At 42.8% G+C, this 18,883-nt stretch carries 14 protein-coding genes; 9 read left to right on the top strand and 5 right to left on the bottom strand.

Going from position 1 to position 18,883, the window contains the following annotated elements:
- Positions 1–181: 181 nt before the first annotated feature.
- Both B2863_RS08130 and B2863_RS08125 read left to right on the top strand, forming a co-directional pair.
- Entirely contained in the window at positions 182–2,002 is a 1,821-nt protein-coding gene (locus tag B2863_RS08130; RefSeq protein ID WP_296209134.1) for an acyl-CoA dehydrogenase C-terminal domain-containing protein, read from the top strand.
- 122 nt (positions 2,003–2,124) lie between these two features.
- Positions 2,125–2,595 (top strand): hypothetical protein, encoded by a 471-nt coding sequence (locus B2863_RS08125; protein WP_296209131.1) that lies wholly within the window; start codon positions 2,125–2,127, stop codon positions 2,593–2,595.
- Between the two features lie 97 nt (positions 2,596–2,692).
- On the opposite strand, the gene B2863_RS08120 is transcribed toward B2863_RS08125, so the two are convergent.
- A complete protein-coding gene (locus B2863_RS08120; protein ID WP_296209129.1) occupies positions 2,693–3,067 on the bottom strand; it encodes a 5-carboxymethyl-2-hydroxymuconate Delta-isomerase in 375 nt (124 codons plus the stop codon).
- 204 nt (positions 3,068–3,271) lie between these two features.
- The gene (ybaK, locus tag B2863_RS08115) at positions 3,272–3,760 is read right to left on the bottom strand and encodes a Cys-tRNA(Pro) deacylase (protein WP_296209127.1); all 489 of its coding nucleotides are present in this window, start codon (positions 3,758–3,760) and stop codon (positions 3,272–3,274) included.
- 247 nt (positions 3,761–4,007) lie between these two features.
- On the opposite strand from ybaK, the gene plsB reads away from it, so the two are divergent.
- Positions 4,008–6,830, top strand: coding sequence for a glycerol-3-phosphate 1-O-acyltransferase PlsB (gene plsB / locus B2863_RS08110; protein ID WP_296209124.1), 2,823 nt, complete (start codon positions 4,008–4,010; stop codon positions 6,828–6,830).
- A 102-nt stretch (positions 6,831–6,932) separates the two neighbouring features.
- Here plsB and ettA read toward each other — a convergent pair whose 3' ends face one another.
- The gene (gene ettA / locus B2863_RS08105) at positions 6,933–8,594 is read right to left on the bottom strand and encodes an energy-dependent translational throttle protein EttA (RefSeq protein ID WP_057757965.1); all 1,662 of its coding nucleotides are present in this window, start codon (positions 8,592–8,594) and stop codon (positions 6,933–6,935) included.
- Positions 8,595–9,044: 450 nt separating this feature from the next.
- Between ettA and B2863_RS08100 the strand changes: the two genes are divergently transcribed.
- The 4 genes from B2863_RS08100 (at position 9,045) to B2863_RS08085 (ending at position 12,784) form a co-directional block, all read left to right on the top strand.
- Positions 9,045–10,247: a flavin reductase family protein gene (locus B2863_RS08100; RefSeq protein WP_296209121.1), complete on the top strand. Its 1,203-nt coding sequence runs from the start codon at positions 9,045–9,047 to the stop codon at positions 10,245–10,247.
- Positions 10,248–10,405: 158 nt separating this feature from the next.
- A complete protein-coding gene (locus B2863_RS08095) occupies positions 10,406–11,854 on the top strand; it encodes a fatty acid desaturase family protein (RefSeq protein ID WP_296209119.1) in 1,449 nt (482 codons plus the stop codon).
- A gap of 185 nt (positions 11,855–12,039) precedes the next feature.
- Positions 12,040–12,333, top strand: coding sequence for a GNAT family N-acetyltransferase (locus tag B2863_RS08090; RefSeq protein WP_296209116.1), 294 nt, complete (start codon positions 12,040–12,042; stop codon positions 12,331–12,333).
- A 157-nt stretch (positions 12,334–12,490) separates the two neighbouring features.
- Positions 12,491–12,784 carry a 4a-hydroxytetrahydrobiopterin dehydratase gene (locus tag B2863_RS08085; protein WP_296209112.1) on the top strand — a complete coding sequence of 98 codons (294 nt, stop codon included), beginning with the start codon at positions 12,491–12,493 and terminating at the stop codon, positions 12,782–12,784.
- A gap of 133 nt (positions 12,785–12,917) precedes the next feature.
- Here the strand turns inward: B2863_RS08085 and B2863_RS08080 are convergent, their stop codons facing one another.
- Complete coding sequence (locus B2863_RS08080) at positions 12,918–13,073, bottom strand: DUF1328 domain-containing protein (protein WP_082624527.1); 156 nt, start codon at positions 13,071–13,073, stop codon at positions 12,918–12,920.
- A 520-nt stretch (positions 13,074–13,593) separates the two neighbouring features.
- On the opposite strand from B2863_RS08080, the gene B2863_RS08075 reads away from it, so the two are divergent.
- Positions 13,594–14,880 (top strand): saccharopine dehydrogenase family protein, encoded by a 1,287-nt coding sequence (locus tag B2863_RS08075; RefSeq protein WP_296209109.1) that lies wholly within the window; start codon positions 13,594–13,596, stop codon positions 14,878–14,880.
- A gap of 750 nt (positions 14,881–15,630) precedes the next feature.
- Complete coding sequence (locus tag B2863_RS08070; protein ID WP_296209106.1) at positions 15,631–16,209, top strand: hypothetical protein; 579 nt, start codon at positions 15,631–15,633, stop codon at positions 16,207–16,209.
- Positions 16,210–16,325: 116 nt separating this feature from the next.
- On the opposite strand, the gene B2863_RS08065 is transcribed toward B2863_RS08070, so the two are convergent.
- The gene (locus tag B2863_RS08065) at positions 16,326–18,854 is read right to left on the bottom strand and encodes a Tex family protein (protein WP_296209103.1); all 2,529 of its coding nucleotides are present in this window, start codon (positions 18,852–18,854) and stop codon (positions 16,326–16,328) included.
- Positions 18,855–18,883 lie beyond the last annotated feature (29 nt).

Raw genomic sequence — 18,883 nt, 5'->3', positions numbered from 1 at the left:
AGCTGTCTGCTACTAAAGACGTTCTAATAACTAATACACTAGAAAGCTGTCCACTAATAATTCACTTGATGACTAATATAACGTCTAGCTCATCTAAAATAAGTAAATATCGCTTACATAAGTTATGACTCAAATATTGCGCCATAAGTCTATGATAGCGAACTAACCAAAGAGAGCGATTATGTTAACTTACAAAGCCCCCTTACGTGATATCAAATTTTTGATTAATGATGTATTTGACTATCAGACGCATTATAAAAGCTTAGACAACGGCGAAAACGCTGATCCTGAAACTGTAGACATGATTCTACAAGGTATGGCTGATTTTGCTGAAAACGTCATTGCCCCGCTCTATCAATCAGGTGGTGAAGAAGGCTGTCATTTTGAAGATGGCGTCGTGACCACGCCAAAGGGCTTCAAAGAGGCTTATGACCAGTTCGTAGAAGGCGGCTGGCAAGGTATCTCATATCCTGAAGAATTCGGTGGTATGAATCTGCCAACGTCAATCAACCTTATCAAAGCTGAAATGATCGGTACTGCTAACTGGTCATGGTCGATGTATCCTGGTCTATCAACAGGTTGTATCAACACATTGCTTCAGTACGGTACTGACGAGCAAAAAGCACTGTATTTACCTAAGTTGGTCGAAGGCTCATGGGCAGGTACCATGTGTCTGACTGAACCACAATGTGGTACGGATTTGGGTCAAGTTAAATCAAAAGCCATTCCACAAGATGACGGCACCTATAAAATCAGCGGTACCAAAATCTTTATTTCAAGCGGTGAGCATGACTTAACAGATAATATCGTTCATATCGTTCTAGCACGCCTACCAAATGCACCTGAAGGCACACGCGGTATTTCACTATTTATCGTACCAAAATTCACGCCGAACGCTGAAGGTGAAGCTGGCGAGCGCAATGCCGTAGTTTGTGGTTCAATCGAGCACAAAATGGGCATCAGCGCATCTTCGACGTGTGTATTGAACTTTGATGGCGCAGTCGGCTATCTAATCGGTGAACCGCATAAAGGCCTAAAAGCTATGTTCACTTTTATGAACACGGCTCGTATCGGTACTGGTATCCAAGGTCTGGCGCATACTGAATTGTCTTTCCAAAACGCCTTGCCATATGCCAAAGAACGTCGTTCTATGCGTACGCTATCTGGTACTAAAGATCCTGAAAAAGTAGCTGATGCTATCATCCATCATGCTGACGTACGCCGTATGCTACTGACGCAAAAAGCCTTTGCTGAAGGCGGTCGCTCAATGATTTATCATTCAGCACGTTATGCCGACAAAATGGCACAAGGTATTGTCAATGGCGATGATGAAGAGTTCGAAAAGTGGGACGACAAATTGGGCTTCTATACGCCAATTCTAAAAGGCTTCTTAACTGAGCTAGGTATCGAAGCTGCCAAGCATGGTCAGCAAGTCTATGGTGGTCACGGCTACATCAAAGAATGGGGCATGGAGCAAATCGCTCGTGATGCTCGTATCGCAACGATGTACGAAGGCACCACTGGCGTACAGGCGCTTGATCTACTAGGCCGTAAGGTTATCTTGCAGTCTAAAGGTAAGATTATCCGTGACTACACGTCAAGCATCATGAAATGGTGTGGCGAGTATGCTCTTGATAAAGAAATGCGTAAATTCGTTTGGGCACTAACCAAACTGTGTGCTGAGTGGAATACCTTGACGGTACGCTTGATGTTGATGGCACGTAAAGACCGTGAAATTATCTCAGCAGCGTCAGAGGACTTCCTAATGTACTCAGGCTATGTGATGATGGGTTATCATTGGGCGCGTATGGCAGCAGTAGCTTATGAAAAGTTAGAAAATGGTGGTACAGAAGCACCAGAATTCTACAAAGCAAAAATTCAGACTGCTGAATTCTACTTTGATAAGTTGCTACCACGCACGTCTGGTCACGCAGAAGCGATGGTTGCCCCAAGCGAAAGCATGACATCAATGGAAATCGATCACTTTGCTTTCTTAGATTAAAATTGACTAAAACTGCATCGATAATTAGTAAAAAAGCGCCTATCATTTAGGCGCTTTTTTGTGCTTAACTAAAAATCTATTTATATAGAATCCACAGCAACGAGCAGTTTTAGGAGTAAGCTATGCGACTGATTGATTACAAATCCACTTCTTTAGCTGCACACTGTATGCGAACATTGGTAATTAGCACGGTACTAGTAAGTATGTCTGCAAATAGTGCGATTGCTAAAAATAACGATACCCTTATTCGTTTTACAAAAGGTGCTATTAGTAGCGTCATCACTGGTAAATTAAATCCCAATGACAATGAACGCTGGTATCGTTTTGACGCTACACGCGGACAGTATGCCGTGATAAATATTACCCCACTTGCGGGAACATCTGAGACTGCCAATGTCGGCGTATTACATATGCCGAACGGTATACAAGATGGCGGTAAAGGTGGTATCGTCTATCAAGGCTGCTTACCTGCGACGGGCACATATCGATTGCGTATCGCCCGCAATCTTATGGCTACCGAAGGCAAAATTGCGGGCTACAATGTTGAACTAATGATACTACCAACGTATGCCAGTCAGCCTTTATGCAAATGATTTTAGTCATTTAAGGTTGGTAGCTTTAGCCTATAAGCAGTCACCTTTTTAAGCAGTCGCTTTTTCAACCAAACAGTTTTCAAAAAGGTAGGTACTATTAACTACCAAGCATTTTCTTATGATACACCGCACTTATCTCTTCAACTTCTACACATATCTGCAATGCCGCACGCCCTGACTGCTCTGCGCCTATTTTTTCTTCGATAGTAGCAACCAACAGCTCAGCCAACTGGTCACGAGTGGCTATATCACGTCCGCTCATCAGCTTTAGGTGGGCATAAATAAATCCATTGGCTTGTTCATCGTCTTCAACACCTACTAGAAATGACTTAATAGGTACAATACGTGCTTTGATATCAGTAGGCAGCTTAAACTGGCCACTATCCCATAATGCTTTGTTTAGCGATTTGAGTAGTGATTCTTCGTGAGCGATACTGACGTTGGGTGTCACTTGAATGGTTAAATGTGGCATGAGCCTGTCCTTAAATGTAGATAAAAATAATAGATAAGCTGGCGTATAAGTCTACGCCTTATCGCTATGGTCAATCTACAACAATCTTGCGCCAAAATATCTTCAATACAAGCGAACCCAGTATAGATTACTCATAAATATGCTGAGCGAAATTGTCGACACGGCCATTTTGTAATAGACAGATTACAACCTCCGTATAATCTTTTATTCATCCGTAATAGCGTCAAAACAAGCATCAAGCGTCGCGGCCAACTGTGCAGGCGGCAATTCAATCTCTAGACCGCGGCGACCCCCACTTACATAGACAGTGGGCTGATCTTGAGCTGTACTATCTATCACGGTTTTTAGTCGCTTCTTTTGACCCAGTGGACTGACACCGCCCAACACATAGCCTGTGCTTCGTTCTACTTGTTTGGGGTCGGCCATCTGCACTTTTTTGCAGGACAGCAATTTGTTAGAAGATAACGCCTTAGCCATTTTTTTAAAATTAAGTGTTTTATCAACTGGTAATATCGCCACAGCGAGCACGCCAGTATCGGTGATCACCACTAAAGTTTTAAACACTTGTGTCACCGCTACGCCTAGCTTTTCTGCGGCTTCTAAACCAAACGAAGCGGCATTGCTGTCGTGAGTATATTCGTGTACCTGGTAATCAAGGTTACGTTTTTTGGCAAGATCGATAGCTGGAGTCATAGGTTTTAGGCTTAATAAAATGAAATTGAAAAATAGACGCTATATGTATCAGTCATCGGTGATAAAAATATATTATTACGCTAAATATATGAACTTTCAAATGTTTGAGCATTTTGTATAATCTGTCACTCTCTATAGCGTAACCAAACCGTATTAATATTGGTAGTATATACAGACACTATATATCGCTTTGGTGGCTTTTATGGCATCATAAGCGCAACATATTTGACTATTTTTGATACTGATTATGATACCGAAGTTCCTAAAAAAACGGATTTTTAAAGCGCCAGTCGCGACTGATAGCACTGCTAAAACTGATGGTGTCGCGACTGATGGCACTGCTAAAACTGATGGCAATACAATCGCTACGAAGCCTTATTCTAATGCACCGATCAATCAGCTGTATCGTAAGCTGTCAGGTCAGATGCTCGATATCGCCGTAAAACCTAAGCTATTAGGCGAGCTACCTGAGTTCGACAATGATGATCAAACGCTACGGTTTTATGTACTACAGGACTATTCTCGTTCCAACAGTATTCTGATTGACTTGCAGACGCAAGAGCACAACTTACCGCCAGCACTGGTTGGAGTAAATGATGCCGCCCATAATATTAAAGAAAATGCGGCCATCATATTTTTGAATCACCCAAGTGCCAAAGACAGTCAACTGTCTCCTCGCCTTTCTCGCTTAGTATCTGCTGTACTGCAATATCCCGAGCTAAAGGTACGTCTAGTGCCCGTATCGATTCTTTGGGGACGTGCACCTGAAAAAGAAGATTCGTTATTTAAGCTACTGACTGCTGATAACTGGCAAGATCCTAGCATTACTAAGCAATTATTTAATATCGGGGTGATGGGCCGCGATACTTTCGTACAGTTCCACCCACCGCAAGACTTACGTACCATTATCAATGATAATCTCAAAGGCGACGTGGAAGGACCTGCTACCTTTGACTCAGTTGCTACAGATGCCCTTAAAGCAGATTTAGCAGCAGCGGATTCAGTCGATACAGAGTCAACGGCTACTAACAGTGATGCCGCAGCTGACGCTGAGCAGACACCAAGCTATGCGCTAGTCGCATCGGCTGATAGTAATCGTGAACTGGTTCGTATGTTGCAGCAGCAATTGTCAATTTATTTAGACAAGCAGCGCGCCAGTATGCTCGGCCCAGATCTATCAGATAGACGCAACTTGGTAGACAAGCTGGTGTACTCGCCAGCGATCAAACATGCAATTGAGATGGAAGCGGCAGAAAAAGGAACTAGCGTTCGAGAAGCTCGTAGTCAGGCCAGAGGCTATGCTAATGAGATGGTCAATGACTACTCTCATTCTATCATCCGTGGTTTTTATAAATTTCTGACATGGCTGTGGACGCAGTTATATGACGGCGTAGAAGTCCATCACTTCGAGCGGGTACGTGACCTTGCGACCGATTATGAGCTGATTTATGTGCCTTGTCATCGCAGCCATGTCGACTATCTATTACTGTCTTATGTCATCTACAAACGCGGCCTGAGTATCCCTTATGTCGCAGCAGGTGACAACTTAGATGTGCCTGTATTAGGCCCCCTATTACGCGGTGCAGTCGCTTTTTATATTCGTCGTAGCTTCCGTGGTAATGCTCTATATACTGCTGTACTGCGCGAATATATGCATACCCTTATCACGCGTAACACTCCGATTGAGTACTTTATTGAAGGTGGTCGCTCACGTTCAGGTCGCTTGCTACCGCCGAAAATGGGTATGCTAGCGATGACCGTGCATAGCCAACTACGCCAAACCAATAAGCCTGTGGTATTTATACCGACTTATATTGGTTACGAGCGTATTATGGAAGGCGGCACTTATGTCGGTGAGCTAAAAGGTAAACCAAAAGAGTCGGAGTCTTTGATCGGGCTGCTCAAAGTTGGTCGTAAAATCGAACGTATCTTTGGTAATGTGCACTTAAGCTTTGGTACGCCGTTGCATCTTAGCGACTTTATGACGAAATTCGATGTGCCAGCCAATAGTTTGCCATCTGATCGTACTGACTCACCGCTTGATGAAAAGACCAGCGCTATGGTCGATAACATCGGCGTGAAAGTCATGCAGCATATCAATAAAGCTGCAGTCGTAACTCCTGTATCGCTATTGTCATTAGTTTTACTATCGGCACCGAAGGCGGCATTGGATGAAAACATTTGCCGTGAGCAAATCGCTTTGTATCAAGGTCTGGCTCAGCAGCTGGTCTACTCAGATGATACGGTTATCACTGATATGACGCCGCAGCAAATCATCGATTATGGTATTAAGCTAAAACTTATTGAGCGTACGCCGCATATCTTGGGCGATATTATTCAGGTCGCAGGTAAACAGGCGGCACTACTAAGCTACTTCCGCAACAACATTTTGCATGTCTTTATCCTGCTGTCGTTCCTATCTGCGCTAGTCGCACGCAACGGGCGTATTAAACGCAGCCGTCTCGATAGTATCGCTGAGCAGCTATATCCGTTCTTACAAAGTGAGCTATTCTTATATTATCCAGCACATGGCTTGGCTGATACGCTTAATAAGAAAGTTGATAACCTGCTGTCTCATGGACTTATCGTTGACTTGGGTGATGATACGCTCAGCGTTCCTGAGTCTAATAGTAAGCACTATCAGCAGCTGCAAGTGCTTGCGACTCCAGTTGGACAAAGCCTTGAGCGTTACTTTATGACGCTTGCTCTACTTGCTCAGCAAGGCTCTGGTAATTTAACTGAAAACGAAGTTGTTGACCTATGTCACCTACTTGGGCAACGTTTGTCTGTGCTCTATGCAGATGATATTCCCGATTTCTTTGACCGCGCCTTGTTCACCAGTTTCATTAGTGCGCTGACTCGTCTTGACTATCTACAAAAAGATGATGAAACAGGCATACTGACTTTCGATCATCGTATTAATGACATTGCTCATCATGCTAAGTACGTACTAACGCCTGATATGATGCAAATCTTGCAGCAAGTCGCTAGTTTGGATGAAGAAGAAATCACTCACGCCATTACTGAGATTAGTAATAAAAAACAGCGTAAGTTTGGGCGTAAGCGTTAATTTTAACGACTACCCATACCCTTTAAGATTTTAAGCTAAACAAAAAAAGACCGCTAACGATTAGCGGTCTTTTTTTGGATTGGATTATATTAAACAGCCGTATTAGTTAGTAATTTTCTTATACTTGGCACGTTTAGGACTGGCATCATCACCCATTGTCTTTTTACGATACGCTTCAAACTCAGTATAGTTACCATCGAACCAAACTGGGCCTTCTTCTTCGAATGCCAAGATATGAGTCGCGATACGATCAAGGAACCAGCGATCATGCGATACGACCATTACTGTACCTGGGAATACTTGAATCGCATCCTCTAGTGCACGTAAGGTTTCGATATCCAAATCGTTTGATGGTTCATCGAGGAGCAATACGTTTGCGCCTTGCTTTAGCGTTTTCGCCAATTGCAGACGGTTACGCTCACCACCTGATAATTGACCGACGTGCTTTTGCTGATCTGAGCCTTTAAAGTTAAAACGTCCGATATAGGCACGGCTTGGCGTAGTGTAGTCACCAACGGTAATGATATCAAGGCCGTCAGAAACTTCTTCCCATACGGTTTTGTTGTCATCTAGATGATCACGTACCTGACCGACATAGGCAACTTTAACACTTTCACCTAAATCAACTGAACCAGTATCTGGTGTATCGCGCTCAGTAATCATGTTAAATAGCGTGGTTTTACCCGCACCATTTGGACCAATAATACCAACGATACCACCAGCTGGTACGTTAAAGCTTAGGTTTTCATATAACAGACGATCGCCAAATGATTTAGAGATGTCATTGATCTCAATAACCTTGTTACCCAAACGTGGACCAGGTGGAATATAAATCTCAGAGGTCTCATTACGTTTTTGGAACTCAGTTGAGTTCAATTCTTCAAAACGCTGTACACGAGATTTAGACTTGGCCTGTTGGCCTTTTTGGTTTTTGCGAATCCATTCAAGCTCTTTTTTCAGCGCTTTAGCAAATGATTCTTCTTGCTTGTTCTGCTGCTCTAGACGCGTATTCTTTTGCTCTAGCCATTCAGTATAGTTGCCTTCATACGGATAGCCATGGCCACGGTCAAGCTCCAAGATCCACTGAGCTACATTATCCAAGAAATAGCGATCATGGGTAATGGCAACGATAGTACCGCTGTAGTTCTGCAAGAACTGCTCTAGCCATGCAACAGACTCGGCGTCCAAATGGTTGGTCGGTTCGTCAAGTAATAGCATGTCAGGGCGCGACAATAGCAGACGGCATAGTGCTACACGGCGTTTCTCACCACCTGACAGTTTGCTAACGTCAGCATCCCATGGTGGCAGACGGAGCGCGTCGGCTGCTTTTTCTAGCTGGTTGTTTAAGTTGTGCGCATCCCAAGACTGGATGATATCTTCCATTTTGCCTTGCTCTTCAGCAAGTTTATCAAAATCAGCATCAGGCTCTGCGTATTCAGCATAGATAGCATCTAGACGTGCTAGCGCATCTAGTGCTTCGCGCATGCCGTCTTCGACATTACCACGAACGTCTTTACTATCATCTAGCTGTGGTTCCTGTGGCAGATAGCCAACTTTGGTACCTGCCTGCGCGCGTGCTTCACCACTAAACTCAGTATCCACGCCTGCCATGATACGGAGCAAGGTTGATTTACCTGAACCATTAATACCCAAAACACCAATTTTGGCACCAGGGAAAAACGATAGGTTGATATTTTTTAGGATTTCACGCTTAGGGGGAACAAGTTTTGACACGTTGTTCATCGTGTAAATATATTGAGCCATTAACACTCCGATAGACTGCATAGAAGAGAACAGCAAATGCAACTCAGCGATGATGCCAAGCGTGCCGTACCTCAAAATCAGGGTTACAAATTATAGGTCATTATCGCATTGTGGCGCATACCCTGCAAGCTGACAGGTTGTTTTACCAGTTGTTTTACTGTTTTTGACAGCAGGCTATGCCCTTTGGCTATAAAACTTGCTTTAAAAAGTAACTCAGGAGATCTTATCTTAATGAACTAACTTAACATTTTGATTCATTAGCGTTTTATAAAGACCACAAAAAATAGCATCAAAACTTTCGCAAATTTAATCAATAGCCGTTAGCATGTTAGTGTGGCTTAACAAGGTCTAATGGCTCGATTTTGTGTTCGATTATCAAAATCTATTGATCATCTGACTTTATGTTCGTCTCAACATCTACTTTATAGCAATCATACAGGTACTGATAATATGGCCAACGGCTATCGCCCTGAAATAGTCCAACGTGCGTTTGTCGATTTTATCGGAGCGCGCTTACATCCGTTTTGGTCATTGACGACGCCTAAGTTACGCCTGATCGCACGCTATACGTTAAGTGATGATTTGATAGCACTTCGATTTGATAGCAATAGAGCCTTTAAACAGCAGGTTTCTAAGGTGATGGGTGGTTGGCAAGGCGGTCAATATCTCGATTTGCGCGTTTGTATCGATGGAGTTTATCACCAGCGTAGCTACTCGATAGTGGGCTTGGCGCATCAACAACTCTGGTGGCTCGACGATGCTACCGAGAGACATACGGCAGACCGACGTCATACGGTAACTATCGCGATTAAACCGCAAGGGTTGGTATCTAACTATTTAACCAAGCAAATGCCACTGGCTAGCGTCGTTGATACAAGTCTGCCACTTGGTCATTTCACTTTGGGACAAACATCCATAGTAGTGCAGGAAGGCTCAGATAATAAGCAGTTCACTCCTTTGCTATTCATCGCTGGTGGTAGCGGTATCACGCCTATGCTCGGACTTATCACTCAAGCCCTGAGTAATGGACATCAGGTGACGCTATTGCATTATAGTCGGACTGTTTCATCCAAACTACAACATCAGTGGCAACAGCTGAACGATACTCATCCAGACTTCACTTATCATCTAATCCATACTGAAGAGCCGACTACCTATTTGGCTGGCACACGATATTTAAGTGTAGAGAGCCTGCTGTCGCTAAACTTACCTCTATCAGATACGCAAATATTTGCCTGCGGTTCACAAGCGTTATTAGCTGGCTTATATAAAGCCGCCGCAGAGATAACCTTATCTACAGACAAACAGCTGCGCGATAACATCATCGTAGAGAACTTTGGTAATGCCCTAGCTAATGTTGATAACGGTAGCAATCAAACATTCGATAAAACGATACCTGTAGAAGAACACACTGTCTATTTGCGGTCACGGCAACGACAGTTTAGCAGTGACACGACCATACTGGCTGCGGCTGAAAATGCAGATGTACGGCTAGCATATGGTTGTCGGCAAGGCATTTGCCAATTGTGCCGCTGTAATAAAGTCAGTGGCGTAGTCAAAAATGTCCAAACAGGGAAAGTGAGCGGTGATGGTTACGAGTCTATTCAGACTTGCATCAATATTGCCATGACTGATGTGGTTCTCGATGTTTAATGACTGGCTTAATAGAACAACTGGCTCAATAGAAAGCATATGCCAAACAACCTATGAGAAATAGAAGACAAGCGTTACTTTATAGGCTAAAACTCAGATAACTTATCAAACCGGATGCAGTGCTGCTTATTCATGCCGTTTCGGTTAAGGATTTATTTATGCGCTTACTACCACCCGTTACTATGCCACAATCTGCTGTGCCTATCTTGACACCACTTTCCGATGCACAGCTAGCAAAAAACGCGCCTTCACCTTTGACGCCGCAAGCTCCTTACTCGCAGCTTAATGATGAAGCAATCAATGATAGCGGTCAGCCAGACGCATCGACACGGACTCGCTACCCAACGTTGACTGGCGCACCTTTATCAAAGCTTCAAAGTGATGCTTTAGCCGTAGAGCTCAATGCCCTGTATAAAAGCGTTATGGACTCGCTAGGCAGTAAGGATGCACGCTACATACAGCGGATATATGCCACCGTGGTATATAGTGAAGTTATTGCCCGTGGTCTACTTGCAGCGGCTGGGCGTATGCCATCGAAACGCAGTCTAGTCGCTACTTGGCTACTAGGAACGTCTTTACTTAGCCTTAGCAAAATATTGAACAATATGGAGCTGGGTCATAATGTCATGCATGGTCAATATGACTGGATGCAACACCCGCACCTTAATAGTCAAAAATTTGACTGGGATATTGTCTGCCCTGCTCCATTATGGCAACACTCTCATAATTATTTACATCATACTTTTACCAATATTGTTGGTCGTGATCATGACGTAGGCTATCACTTGATTCGAGTGACTGACGAGCAGCCTTGGACACCAGAAGATCGCTACAATATGTTTAGTACAGCGGTACTGGCATTTGGCTTTGAATGGGCGGTAGCTTTTCACGACATCCAAATCAGTGCAGATGAATACGCTGACTCCCCTGATCTGCACAAAATCATGCAGCAGAAGTCTCGCGCGTTGTTTGCCAAAATTGGACGACAAATAGGCAAAGACTATATTGCACTGCCGTCTGTGGTAGCGCTGACACTAGGTCGTCGTAGCGCCTTTAGTACGCTGAGCGGTAACATGACTGCCAACACTGTCCGCAATCTATGGACGTGGGCAGTGATTTTTTGCGGGCATTTCACTGAGCAAGCGCATATCTATACCCATCTCGATGCCAATGAAAGTAAAGGCGACTGGTATGTACGCCAAATCCTTGGCTCTAGCAATATCAAAGGCAGCAAATGGTTCCATCTTTTGACAGGTAATTTATCTCATCAGATTGAGCATCATATATTTCCTGATATGCCAGCTGGCCACTATGCAAAGATTGCGCCGCAGGTACAGGCCATATGCCGTAAGTATGGTTTAAGCTATAACACTGGCCGCTTTGGTACGCAACTCAAGCAAGTACTCGGACGTATTTATCACTTTAGCAAACCTAGTGAAAAAGAATGGCAAGCCCATGTACAGTCAGTGGAAAATGCAGATAGTACTACTCATAAAGATGATAGGTCAGCGGCCAATTTAGAAAACAAATTAGCGATAGAAAACACTGGTGGTCTCACTCGCTTTTTACCTCCAGTCGTTCGTAAAGCCATATCTTATGCATGGTGACATATTCAGATTTGCAACCAGATACGGCCATGATAAGGTAGGACAGAATACATAGATGACGTTAACAGTCGTCCTATCAACCATTACGGTAAGCGTCTAGATTGTTAAGCATCAAACCCACATACTAAACTGGCACTATTAAATTAATAAAATATTTAATTACTAATAAAAAATGGAGTATATTAATGAGTAACCAAACCTCTAAACCAAATCTAGAAATTGTTCATAATCAAGCAGCAAAACGTTTTGAGACTTCTATCGATGGTCAGACAGGTTATATTAGCTATCAGGAAAGTGCTGACAAGTTGGTCTACGATCATACTATCGTACCGCAGCAATTAGGCGGTCAAGGCGTTGGTTCAGCACTCGTTAAGCACGCATTGAATTATGCGCGTGAGCAAGACAAGAAAGTGATACCACAATGCTCATTTGTCGCATCATACATTAGCAAACATCCTGAGTATCAAGATTTGATTTAACTGGCTAAGTAACTAGATTCAACTAATTCGTTAACGAGGCTCAGTTAAGTGACATCGGGCGAAGCAGAAAAATATGTAGATATTTATTTCGCATAGGAGACATACCCCAACACCACTTTTAATAAACCAATTCGACATAACAATAAAGGTTATTAATATGAGTAGTTTATCTGACAAACAAATCAATCTACAGCTAGAAGAGCTGGCTGGCTGGCAGCGTGATGGCAATAGCCTCGTCAAGACATATCATTTCAGCGATTTTATCGAAGCTATGAGCTTTATGAATCAAGCGGCATTTCATGCTGAAGCGCTTGAGCACCATCCTGAATGGCGTAATACCTACAATATCGTAGAAGTTCGTTTAACCAACCACGATACAGGTGGTATATCTAGTCTAGATATTCGTTTAGCCAAACGCATGGAGCATATCATTCAGCCAAAACGGTTGTAGTGGCAAGTCTACAATGTATGCCTAGATGCCGATTATCTTGGTTCTATACCTATTACCCTAGTTGAAGCAGACAAAAAAAGACCCTCAATTGAGGGTCTTTTTTATAGTAGGTATTTATAATAATAAGCTGTATTTACATCTTACGACTGACAAAGGCAACGATAAACAAAATAACGGCGACTGCTAAGAAAATGTATGCCAAATTAGCAGACAATCCTGCGACACCACCGAAACCTAGGAAACTCGCTAATAATGCGATGACTGCAAAAATAATAGCCCAACGAAACATAATCTTCTCCTCAAATAATGGTAAAAAACAGATATTAAAATTTATATAGCATCTATTTAACTTGTTTTTATCTAATGCTAGTTATTACTGTTTACGCTTATAGATTAGCAATGTTCGTCTCCAAAAAACGTTCATTTTAGTAATAATATCGGTAGGTTATGTAAAGTTTGTAGTAACTGTTAATGTCTCATACCTCTTTTTCTTTAATAGATGATATTTTCGAAATAGAATTATATTTCTGAATACAGCGTTATTTAACCGAGAGTTCTCAAACTAAGCGCTTTTTACCTGAATGTGCTTTATGTGCTTTATGTGCTTTTATTGAATACTCTTTTACTGAACGCTACTCTTCCAACTGTATGCAGAATTATTTTAAATTTCTCACGTTATATACGATGATTTATGGAAAGTTGGTTGCAAACTATAAACTGTAGCGACCTCACAAACCCCTAACCTAATCAAACGACTTGGTTTATAGTTTACTATCCACCTCTTCTCAAATCTATTAAGGACAATACATATGGATACCAATACGGATACTGAAAACCCTACACAAAAAACCGGCGGCGACACACGCCCTTATGCAGTTGTTCTATATGGTGCGACAAGTTTCGTCGGTCAGATCACTGCCCACTATTTAACCAATTTTTTATCAAATAATAAGAATGAAGATGGCTCGAACGTATCATGGGCGATCGCAGGTCGTGATGAAGACAAGCTCAATAAGCTACAGGCCAAACTTGAGAGTAAGGTAGACATTATTATCGCCAATAGTAATGATGCTGCCAGCCTTGATAAGATGACAAAGCAAACTCAAGTCCTCATCTCTACTGTAGGCCCATATCTGAAATATGGTGAGCCACTGATTAAATCCTGTGCTGAAAACGGTACAGATTATGTCGATCTTACTGGTGAGGCCATTTTTATCAAAGATATGATGGACAAGTACCAAGATACTGCCAAGCAAAGTGGTGCCCGTATTGTTAACTCTTGTGGTTTTGACTCTATCCCGTCAGATTTGGGCGCGTACTTTACCCAAGCTAAGGCAGAAGAGAAGTTCGGCGAGACCTGTAATGTCATCCATATGCGTGTCAAAGCAGCGAAAGGTGGCATCTCAGGCGGTACTATCGCATCGATGGCATCAATATTTGAAGAAGCTGGCGAAGATAAATCACGTCGAAAACAAGTGGCTAATCCTTACTTGTTAAACGATGATACCGATGTACCAAACGTACGTCAGGACAATGTCAGCAAACCAGTATATGACAGCAATCATAAGCGCTGGTTAGCACCGTTCGTCATGGCCACCATCAATACGCGTATCGTCCATCGCACTAACCAATTACTCAGCTATGAGTACGGTCGCGATTTCAAGTATGACGAAGCAATGTGGATGAAAGATGGTGTCAAAGGAAAACTGTCTAGCTATGCTATGAGCGCAGGTTTATTAGGCTTTGCCACTGCGATGATGATTAAACCAAGTCGCGAGTTACTATCCAAGCACGTCTTACCAAAAGCTGGCTCAGGCCCTTCCAAAGACGAGCAAGAAAACGGCTACTTTGATATTCGTCACTTTGGACAAACGGCCAAAAATGACACTATTACCGTTAAAGTAACAGGTGATAGAGATCCTGGTTACGGTAGTACCTCTCGCATGATTTCGCAGGCAGCATTATGCTTGGCACAAGATATCAGCAAAGAAGACGTTGGCGGTGGGTTCTGGACACCAGCATCTGCGATGGGAGATAAGCTAATAACTCGCTTAGAAGCACATTCTGGTCTTAGCTTTGAAGTGATTGATAGTTAATCTATTGAATGATAACAAAGGCTCAATGTTTTTATGACCGTATCTTGGTTTCGAGATACGGTTTTTTATTACCTACTTTAAAATTTCAGCTAGGATTAAATTGAGAACAACGTATTTTTTTGGTGAACAATGTTTCTGTTTCCCAATTATTTAATACTTTATGATACTAACCATTAATCCAATATTGCTACTATCGTTTTATAAATATTGTAGAAAAATTATATGTAAACATTAGTTTAGTTGAATGTATATCATCAAAGAACTTATGTACTAAAATCTGATAATTATCTAAACACTGGTTTTGAATTATAAATAAAAACTTTTAAAAGAAGTCTCTATAGCACTGATAGATAGCACTCAAAAAACTATTAATAACAATTAGCTAAGATAGAACAGCGACTATAAGCAATCAAATACTCATATGTTGAATACTAGAGACATTGGTAGATATTTATAGTCAACAGACTCATTTATTAACAGCTTTAATAACACAATCAACCTTTGCTACTAATGAGTTTTTGAAAAATTTAGAAGTTAAAATACCAGCTAGACTTTAAGCATGACAGTTTCATAACGTCACAAGAAAACATTAAACTGTTAGAACCTTAATGAGTTTGCTACTGAAATATAAACTACATCGTTGATAATTTGCATACAGTATTTACAGACACCTTTAAATAAAAACAGCTCATCGTTGAATATGGGTTATCGTTTTTAACTATTGCTAATTATGTATCATGGAGTTTTATAATGAAAAAGAATGTTTTATCACTAATCGTCGGCGCTACCCTTGTATTACCAACTATGGCAATGGCAGCACCCGTTAACAGTAGCGATCTAATGCCAGCAGATATGCGTAATGCTCCTGTCGAGAGCACTGTACAGGCCGAAATAGAAGGTCCTGATGGTGAGTTGCTAGCGACCCAACCTGGCGCTGTCGATGTCGAAGAGTCAAACACTGCTGATGTCGATATGGACATGGGTAATGAAGCAGATGAAATGAATGACGAAGCTGACGATATGGATGATGCAGCAAGCGATGATAACGCAGCTTTGATGAACAACGCTCAAGCAACAGCCAATGCGGCAGCAATGACTAATGCTACAACGGCTCAGGCTCCTGTACAGAACGCTCAAGCGCCTAACATGCAACATAGCAATGCAGACTATCAGCCTTTAATCGCAGGTGAAGCGGCTACTGAAAACAAAGTTGCAGATGCTGCTAGTACGTTGCAAGAAAAGAAAAAAGACAAGCGTGGTGAGTTATTAGCTACTCAGCCAGCAAACGTACAGTTTAAAGAAAACCGTCGTATCGCTGTATCACGCTAAGCAGATAGGTAGTTGGTTTGATTAGTTTGTAAGCGTATTACTTATGTAAAAAGGCAGCCATATGGCTGCCTTTTTTGTTATACCCAACTATAAATTTTAGCTATTTTTAGCAGTATTTATTTCTTAGCTTTAGTCACACCAGCTTCTTGTAATAAAGCGCCGAGTGTACCCATTTTACTTGGGGCTTCAGCTTTATCATTTTTCACTGGCTTACTACGATTGCTCGCGTTGTCTTTATCCTGACGCTTGCCACGTGGCTTAGACGGACGTTTGTCAGCAGCTGGACGATTACTATTGGTATTGTTGCGTGGACGACTGGTTTTCTCACCATCTATACTAGCTGTCGTAGACTTAGCAGCCGCACGGACAGGTTTTTCAGATTCAGGTTTCATGCTAAAGCCGATACGACCACGTTTTTCATCGATAGAGATAACACGAACCGAAACGATATCACCAGGTTTGACACGGTTCATAGGATCTGCGACAAAGTCATTGGCCATCTGCGAGATATGTACCAAACCATCCTGATGTACACCAACATCAACGAAACAACCAAAGGCCGTTACGTTAGTGACTACCCCTTCTAACGTCATGCCTTCGCTCAAATCTTTGATGCTATTGACGTCATCACGGAAATTAGCTGTTTTAAACTCAGGACGAGGATCGCGAGCAGGTTTAGCTAGCTCTTCGATAATCGCTTTTACGCTGATATTATCGTCATTAGCAGCCAATGTAATCGTATCAATCGTATTTAACACGCCATCATTACCGATGACTTCTGACAACGGCTTGCCCGCTTGTGCAAGTAAGCTATCGACCAATGCATAGCTCTCTGGATGCACACCAGTGGCATCTAATGGATTGCTACCATTATGAATACGCAAGAAACCAGCTGCTTGCTCAAATGTCTTAGCGCCTAGACGTGGGACATTTTTAAGCGCTTCACGACTATCAAATGCACCGTGCTCTTTGCGATAGGTGACGATTTGCTGCGCTACATTGCGGTTAAGACCTGCGATGTGAGCCAAGATAGCTGGACTGGCTGTATTCACATCCACACCCACGGCATTCACGCTATCTTGAGTTACTTTATCCAGACTGTCTGCAAGCTGGTTTTGATTGACGTCATGCTGATATTGACCCACACCAATGGCTTTTGGATCAACTTTAACAAGTTCTGACAATGGATCCTGCAAGCGACGAGCAATAGAAACCGCTCCGCGTACAGAAACGTCTAGATTGGCCAGCTCATCACTAGCAAGTTCACTCGCTGAATAAACAGACGCACCCGACTCATTAACGATAACAGCTTTGGCTTTTAATGCATCGTTCGCAGCCAAAATCTCTTTGATCATCGCATCTGTTTCGCGACTTGCCGTACCATTACCGATAGCGACCAAATCAACGTTATAAGTGCTTAATAGCTCATCGATGACTTTTTTGGCTTCATCCATCTTATTATCAGGTGCGAACGGATACACTGTCGCGATGACAGGTTTCTCTTCGTTATCTGACATGACATGACCCTGCGCATCGACGATGGCCATTTTTACGCCATGACGGATACCAGGATCGATACCCAAGATTACTTTAGGGCCTGCAGGTGCAGACATTAGCAAATGCTGTAAGTTGCTAGCGAACACATCAATCGCATCCGCTTCTGCGGCTAGGCGCTTTTCAGTCAACAAGCGGTGCTCGATATGCGGACGCCATTTGTCTTTCCACAAGCTACTGGCTGCCTCTGATAAAAACTCACGGCGGGCTGCTGGCGCTTTGGCATCGACATCGAAATGACTGATGATTTTTTCAATAAATGGTGCGTCTTCGCCTTCAATTTTTAGACCCAAGACATTTTCTTGACGACCGCGCAACATTGCTAATAGGCGATGATTTGGCAGGCGAGCAAGGCTTTCGCTATGCTCAAAGTAGTCTTTGAATTTTTCGCCAACTTCGCGCTTTTCTTCGCTCGCAACGCTCGATACGATACTGGCAGTTTTGGCAAAACCACTGCGTAAGTTGTCCAACAAGCCCAATGCTTGTGTCCATTCATCAACGATAATCGCTTGTACGCCAGCGAGTTGTTTTTCGATATCGCTAAAATCAACCTCAATTTCATTACCACTGTCATCAGTGATACTTGACTGGACTTGATAATCAGCCAAGGCATCCGTCGGAGTGATTTCTTGGGTCAAGACCGCTTGGGCAGCAGTATCAAGACCAGCGGCACGAGCTTTGGCAGCAGGTGAACGACGACGCGGACGATATGGCAGATAGATATCTTCAAGCTCAAGCTTAGACGTCGCATTATCGATACGCGTCTGTAGCTCATCGGTCAGATTGCCCTGTGTGCTTAGCAGCTCAGTAATTTTGAGGCGACGTGTTGCCATGTCACGCTCGTAATTAAGCGACTTCTCTAAAGCACGCAGCTGCGCATCATCAAGATTCTGAGTCTTTTCTTTGCGATAACGCGCAATAAAAGGAACCGTCGCGCCTTCATCATAAAGTTTGACAAACGCATTGACTTGAGCAGTCTTAATGCCAAGCGCGCGAGCAAGCTTGTCGTGAATATTCGCGTGTGTGGTTGCATCTAAAACCTGTGCATTTGTCGAGGTTTGAGATGACGTTAAGGTATCAGTGCTACTCATATACGTATCAATCGTTGAGAAATGTAGCT

Origin of the sequence: Psychrobacter sp. UBA3480 (genome assembly GCF_002377945.1) — a bacterium.
Taxonomy (GTDB): Bacteria; Pseudomonadota; Gammaproteobacteria; order Pseudomonadales; family Moraxellaceae; genus Psychrobacter.
This window is presented reverse-complemented; position numbering and strand designations above follow the sequence as displayed.